The 6,952-nt window shown below is 60.8% G+C and carries 3 protein-coding genes and 2 pseudogenes; 4 read left to right on the top strand and 1 reads right to left on the bottom strand.

Annotated elements, in window-relative coordinates:
• Positions 1–11: 11 nt before the first annotated feature.
• Together NTCA1_RS25380 and NTCA1_RS25385 are read left to right on the top strand one after the other, a co-directional pair.
• Positions 12–920 (top strand): annotated as a pseudogene (locus NTCA1_RS25380) (tyrosine-type recombinase/integrase).
• Positions 921–1,155: 235 nt separating this feature from the next.
• Complete coding sequence (locus NTCA1_RS25385; protein ID WP_159832212.1) at positions 1,156–2,199, top strand: IS110 family transposase; 1,044 nt, start codon at positions 1,156–1,158, stop codon at positions 2,197–2,199.
• A 424-nt stretch (positions 2,200–2,623) separates the two neighbouring features.
• Here the strand turns inward: NTCA1_RS25385 and NTCA1_RS25390 are convergent, their stop codons facing one another.
• Complete coding sequence (locus tag NTCA1_RS25390) at positions 2,624–4,159, bottom strand: DDE-type integrase/transposase/recombinase (RefSeq protein WP_159832213.1); 1,536 nt, start codon at positions 4,157–4,159, stop codon at positions 2,624–2,626.
• A gap of 89 nt (positions 4,160–4,248) precedes the next feature.
• Here NTCA1_RS25390 and NTCA1_RS25395 point away from each other — a divergent pair.
• Together NTCA1_RS25395 and NTCA1_RS25400 are read left to right on the top strand one after the other, a co-directional pair.
• Positions 4,249–5,331 (top strand): annotated as a pseudogene (locus tag NTCA1_RS25395) (IS91 family transposase); the annotation flags it as partial.
• Positions 5,332–5,751: 420 nt separating this feature from the next.
• On the top strand, positions 5,752–6,777 hold the full coding sequence (locus tag NTCA1_RS25400) for an IS110 family transposase (RefSeq protein ID WP_159832214.1): 1,026 nt from the start codon (positions 5,752–5,754) through the stop codon (positions 6,775–6,777).
• Positions 6,778–6,952: the final 175 nt, after the last annotated feature.

Consider the following 6,952-nt stretch of genomic DNA (forward strand, 5'->3'; position numbering starts at 1 on the left):
GGAGTCGTATGATGACCAATATTCTGTCTGATGCCCCCGTCACTTCGCTGCGTCAGCGCATGATCGAAGACATGAACATGCGCCGGTTCACGCGGAAGACCCAGTTCGATTAGGTGCGGCATGTCGCGAGGTTCGCCGCATATCTTGGGCGTCCCCCCGATACTGCGACGGTAGAAGAACTCCGGCAATTCCAGGTCGAACAGCGCGAGGCGGGCATAGGGATCCCGACCATGAACAGCATCGTTTCTGCGCTGCGCTTCTTTTTCACCCACACCATTGACCGCCCGGATCTGTCCCGCAAGCTCTACACGGTCAAGAACCCTCGCGCATTGCCCGTTGTCCTCAGCCGCGACGAGGTTGTGCTCTTACTCGGCGCGACCAACTGCCTGAAGCACAAGGCTGCACTGTCCGTTGCGTATGGCGCTGGCTTGCGCGCCGCCGAGGTCACGATGCTGAAGGTCCGCGATGTCGACAGCAAGCGCATGCTCCTGAGAGTGGAGCGCGGTAAAGGCGGGCGTTATCGCAATGCGCTCCTACCTGCTGACCTTCTTGCCCTTTTGCGTGAGTGGTGGACGGTTGGCCGCAAGCAAGGCGTCATGCACGCCGATGGCTGGCTGTTCCCGGGCATGCACTATCTCAAGCCGCTCAGTACCAGACAGCTCCATCGGATCGTTGTCGATGCTGCCGAGGCTGCGGGTATCAAAAAGCGGGTCGGCCGTCACACTCTGCGGCACAGCTTCGCCACGCATCTGTTGGAAGACGGCGTCGATATTCGGATCATCCAGGCATTGCTCGGGCATGCGAACCTCGAGACCACCGCTTTCTACACCACGGTCGCAACTCGAACGGTGCGCGCGGTCATCAGTCCTCTGGACAAATTGACGACGCTGATCGAGGCGCAGGTGGCTCCTCCCGGCTGAGCCGGTGCGCGCCTCGCTCGAGGTCGCCGATATCTTCCGTAGCGCCGGGCCCGCGTATCGCGCAGCCCATGCCGGGCATCTGAACCTCGGCCAGCTCAAGGTCATGACGGCCATCGAGAATTGCTGTAGCGCGACAAACAGGATGAGGATTCGTGTTGTTGGGGTGGACGGCCTCCGAACGGCATCGAATTGTGCCAGAGTGAGTCGTTTGAAACTCAAGCGAAGGAGACCGCCCGTGGACGAAATTATACGTATTGGTGTCGACACGTCAAAGCTTGTCTTTCAGCTGCATGGGGTAAACGCGGCTGAAGAACCGGTGCTACGCAAGAAACTGCGGCGGCAGGAGATGATCGCCTTTTTCGAGAAGTGCCCGCCGACCGTGATAGGGATTGAAGCCTGTGCAGCCTCGCACCACTGGGCGCGCCTGCTGGGCTTGTTTGGACATGAGGTACGCCTGATTGCGCCGCAATTGGCCAAACCCTATGTCAAGCGCGGTAAGAATGACGCGGCGGATGCCGAGGCACTTTGCGAGGCAATGAGCCGCCCGACGATGCGCTTCGTACCGGTGAAGAGCGCTGAGCAGCAAGCCGACCTGATGCTGGTCGGAATGCGGGAACGGCTGGTGGCAACGCAAACCCAGCTTTGCAATGTGATCCGTGCTTACGCTGCCGAGTTTGGAATTACAGCTGCGAAGGGCATTCATAAAATCTCACCGCTGCTGGAGCGTCTTGCGGCAGATGACACACTTCCCGCATTGGCGCGTGAGTTGTTCGCCGCGCACGGTGATGAATTTGCACAGGTCGGCAAAAGGCTAAAAGAGGTCGACGCGAAATTGATGGCTTGGCACCGCAACAACGAATGCAGCCGCCGCCTTGCCAAGATCCCCGGTGTCGGGCCGATCGGCGCAGCCCTTTTGGTGATGAAAGCGCCAAGGGCGGAGCTATTCGCATCCGGTCGACAGTTCGCAGCCTGGATGGGGCTGACACCCAAAAATCATTCGACTGCAGGCAAAGTCAGGCTCGGCGTCATTACCCGAGCCGGTGATGAGCAGGTGCGAAAAACGTTGGTAGTGGGCGCTACTGCGCTTCTACGACACGTACGAGAAGGAAAAAGTCGGCACGCTTCGCCCTGGCTCGTCGAATTGCTGAAGCGCAAGCCGCCAAAGCTCGCGGCAGTCGCGTTTGCCAACAAGATCGCGCGGATCGCATGGAAGATGATGATCACTGGCGAGGTTTATCAGGGCAGTGCCGCACGACCAGCCTTGGCTAGCGCGGCGTAACAAGATCAGCTGGTTACGGTGAGCCTGACAGAATTGCTACCGTGCCGAGTTGATACGTGAACTTGCGAGAAACGAGCAGATGGTGTGATCGATCGATCCGAGATTTGGGATACTCCGGGTGAGGCAATGGCCCAGCGTGGTCGCCGTGTTGTTTGGAACCCAAGTCGCGGAACCCATCTTGGCCAGCGTTCATGTGCGAGCGCACCAACAGGCCGGACATATGAGCGCAAGCGATCCGATCAAAATCATCTGAATCATTCTTGCAAGCAGGAGGCCGTCCACATATGCCTCACGAAGGAACGTTCCCGAACGAGGCGACCGTTGCCTCACGTAATTGTTCCTTACAGGCCCTCGCGCATCAATGCCATTGCATGTGACGGATTGCCGTGCAGCTGAGCCGTAGGCGAGGCGGAACGGCAATCCGTCACATGGCCGTAAGGATGGTTTCCGTGTCGCCTGGCGCGGCGCTGGCCTGCCCGGAAGAGTGGCTGAACACCAGCGCTCGCGCGTGTTCGGTGCGCCAGCCTTTCAGACGGCGCTGGATAGTTCGCAGGAGGCCGTCCGGGTAGATGTTCGGCTGCTCGGCTTGCAATTTCTCCAGCAACTCCCGTCCGGTACGCCAAGGCTCGTCTTCGAACCAGGCCTTTAACTGGTCCGTAACCTGAAGCAGTGGATCCGGTCGACGCCGTTCTCGCTTGCGTGGCGCTTTATCAACCGCCGTAGGGCGCGCCTCACCATTGTGCCATAAAACTTTCAGGCTCGAGAGGAACGCCCCCAGCGGTGGGGGGGAGGTTTCGGTGGAATCTGCCACGACGACGGCGTCGGCCAGGACCACCAGTTTCTGCTGCGCGGTGCGGATGTCTCGCAGCAGTCGAACGGGATCCAGCCTGGCGGCGAGGTCCCGTAGCCGTTCGCGTGTCTGCTCGCTGGTCCGCGGGTCATCCATCAAACGCTGGAACGGCGTCGCGGGAGCGTGATAGCGCTTGTGGACTTTGGCGCCGTCGCGGCGCTTTTCCGCCAACTTGAATGAGGGCTGGAAGAAGTTCACGAACAGGCGCGCCGCCGCATACAATTCGGCGAGCAGCCCAGCTGCTTCCAGTCCCTCGAACCGGCGATAGCCCACCAGACGGCGCACAACCGAACCGTTCTTCTGCTCGACCCAGGCCTGATCGTTCTTGCGATAGGGGCGGCAGCGGGTAAAGACGATTTCCGTCGCCGCGCAGTAATCGCGTACGGTTTCATTGATGAACACGCTGTCATTGTCGGAATCAAATCCCAGCAACGGGAACGGCATCAGCTTGCGCAGCTCCTTGAGGACCTCCACCAACAACGTTTGCTCGCGCACCAGCAACGGTGCGCATTCAGTCCAGCCCGTCGCAATGTCGGTCAGCGTCAGCGTCCACGCCCAACTCCCCTTCGCCACCGGGCCGCTGTGCGACACCAAGTCTGCTTCCATGTGCCCCGGCGCCGGATCGCCCCAGTCATTGAACGTCCGGATCGGAACGCTACGTCGCAGTTCCGATCCGCCCACACCGCGCCGCCGGACCTTCTGACTGTTCCTTTTTGCACTCTGCAAAGCACGGTCGATCGTTGCCGGGCTCATCTGCAACAACCTCGCCTTGATCGCCGGATCGAGATCAAGGTGGCCATGACCCTCCATCGCCTCGATCAGAACCGGAATAAGCGGCCGCAGCCGCTTGCCGCACAGGCGGTCGCTAGCTTCCCACAACACGAGCAACGCTTCGCGCACCGCCTCGTTGTAAAGCCTGCGCTCCGGTCGCGTCGTTTCCCTGACCAACGGCTCCGACCCCAATAGTCGCATTGCATGCTTCCGGTGGAAACCTGTGATCGCGACGAATTCGTCGAGAACTTTGCTCTTGCTCGCGCGATCAGCCGAGCGATACCGCTCGCCGACTGCTTCAATCAATTCCCTTCGCGTCGGCATGCTCACCTTCCGCATCGTTCCCTCCCGGCATTGGCCGGGAGCAGTTTAGATGAGGCAACGGCAGGTTTGCCGGGAGCAATTCAGGTGAGGCAATGCGGACAAATTGCCGCACCGCCGCGCTGGGCGGTCACGTAGAGGCCTGCGACGACTGCGGGCACTGGCGGATCGCCTATAACTCATGCCGCAACCGGCACTGTCCCAAGTGCCAGGGTGCGGCGGCGCGCACTTGGCTAGCCGCGCGCGAGGCCGATCTGTTGCCGGTGGGCTACTTCCACGTCGTGTTCACCGTGCCCGCCGAGATCGCCGACATTGCCTGGCAGAACAAGGCGGTGGTGTATGATCTGCTGTTCCGCGCCGCCGCGGACACGATGCTGACCATCGCCGCCGATCCCAAGCACCTTGGCGCGCGGATCGGCATCACCGCTGTGCTGCACACCTGGGGATCGGCGCTGACGCACCATCCGCATGTGCACATGATCGTGCCCGGCGGCGGCATCGCGCTGGACGGCACGCGCTGGGTCTCGTCGCGCCCCGCCTTCCTGCTGCCGGTGCGCGTGCTGGGGGCATTGTTCCGCCGGCTGTTCCTCACTCGCCTGTTGGCATTGTTCGATGGCGGCAAGCTGGCCTTCTTCAGCACCTTGGCTGGCCTCGCGACACGCAAAGCCTTCCTGCGGCATCTCTCGCCGATCCGGAAGAAGCGCTGGGTGGTCTATGCCAAGCCGCCCTTCACCGGGCCGCAGGCGGTGCTGGCCTATCTCTCGCGCTACACGCACCGCGTTGCCATCTCGAACCGGCCCCTCATCGCCTTCGACGAGACCGGCGTGACGTTCCGGTACAAGGATTATCGCCGCGATGGCGCCGAACGCCAGCAGGTCATGACGCTGGCGACCGACGAGTTCATCCGCCGCTTTCTGATCCACGTCCTGCCACGCGGCTTCCACCGCATCCGGCATTACGGCCTTCTCGCCAGTTCAACGCACAAGGAGGCCATGGCGCTGGCCCGCAGGCTGCTTGGCGTCGCCGCGCCGATTGAGGAGACTGACACCGAACCCGACGAACCGCCCGATCACCGACCGCCATGCCCATGCTGCGGCGGGCACATGACTATAATCGAAGACTTCGCCCGCTGGTGCCAACCACGCGCACCGCCAGCATCGGTACGGACCACCCGGGACAACACGCCATGATCCGGCATGGCTTACCCTGCACGATGGCCGCGATTACTGCGCCCTGGCCTATGGGAATAGATGTGCTAACGCCGTCGGCACAGTCGCAATTGGGTTCCTTACCAGCAAGATCAGCGGCGCTTCGAGCTCAAAGGCCATCTGACTTCTATGCTGTGCCGCCCATCACGGGCGGGCCGGTAGGCTTGCTTCAGCCACCCCAATCCACACCAAAGCCCTTTTACCCATAGACCTGTGCGAGCCTCACCGCGGGTCGTACTTGTAAGACTTTCGTACGCCTGCAGGCGCCCGAAACATGAGATAATCGCGGGAGCGAGTCGTCCTGACGCCCGGTGGGTGTAGTAGCAGGTGACTGTTCCCCGATAGGATGAAGATACGGGCTCACGATAGACACCGGGCCCAAGCATCCATGGAGGAACAGTCGTGGCAAAGTATATCGGACTCGACGTGTCGATGAAAGAGACCGCGGTCTCGATCCGGTGTGAAGGCAAGCGAATATGGCGCGGCAAATGCGCCTCCGATCCCAAGATCATTGCCCAGCTCGTGCGCAAGCGTGCGCCTGGGGTCGAAAGGATCGTTTTCGAGACTGGTCCGCTCTCCGTGTGGTTCTGGCATGCGCTAACAGCCGAAGGGCTACCGGCGATTTGCATTGATGCGCGACATGCGGCCAAGGCGCTCGACATGGCACCCAATAAGACCGACGCGAATGACGCGGATGGATTAGCCCAGCTTGCCGAGATTGGCTATTTCAAGCAGGTACGGGTGAAGACCTTCGACAGCATGTTGACGCGCGCGCTGGTCGCGGCCCGCACGCGATTAGTACAGATCACGGTTGAGTTATCCAATCAGATCCGCGGCCTCATGAAGACCTTTGGTCTCGTTGTCCCCGCCGGTCGAGGAAGCGTCTTCGAGAAGAACGTCCGGGATCTACTGGCGGATGAGGCATCTTTGGCTCGGATCATTCTGCCCCTTCTCGAAAGCTGGCGCAGCCTGCGTCAACATGTGGCTGAACTGAGCCGCCAGTTGATTAGTGAGGCACGGCAAAGCCAAGACTGTCAGATCCTAATGTCGATCCCAGGGGTCGGTAGCATCACTGCCACTTCGTTCATGGCGGCCATTGAAGATCCGGCAAACTTCAGGAAATCTCGGTCAGTGGGAGCCTGGCTCGGGCTGACGACCCGACGTTATCAATCGGGTGAGATTGACTACGACGGCCATATTTCCCGACGCGGCGACAAGCATCTTCGCGGATTACTTTACGAGGCGGCGGTGACGGTTCTCACCCGCAGCCAGGCCGATAGCGGTCTGCGAGAGTGGGGTCTGAAGCTCAGGGAAAGGATTGGCTTCAAGCGCGCTGCGGTCGCCGTTGCCCGCAAGCTGGCCGTCATTATGCATACCATGCTCAAATCGGGCGAACTCTTCGACCCTGCCATAGGTGCAACAGCATGACTGCCCGCGTTTTGCTCATTTCTCCTTGGCGTTCATGATCTGAACGCCGGCGTCATGTCCCTGCCGGGGACGTGGGCCGAGCCATTCCGCTCGAAGGGTTGCACAGCTATTTAACCCGGCTTATTCATCGGGCTTGGTCAGAAGGGTTGGCGGGAGTGGTGTAAGCGATTGCTTT

Source organism: Novosphingobium sp. TCA1 (assembly GCF_009811895.1).
GTDB lineage: Bacteria > Pseudomonadota > Alphaproteobacteria > Sphingomonadales > Sphingomonadaceae > Novosphingobium > Novosphingobium panipatense_A.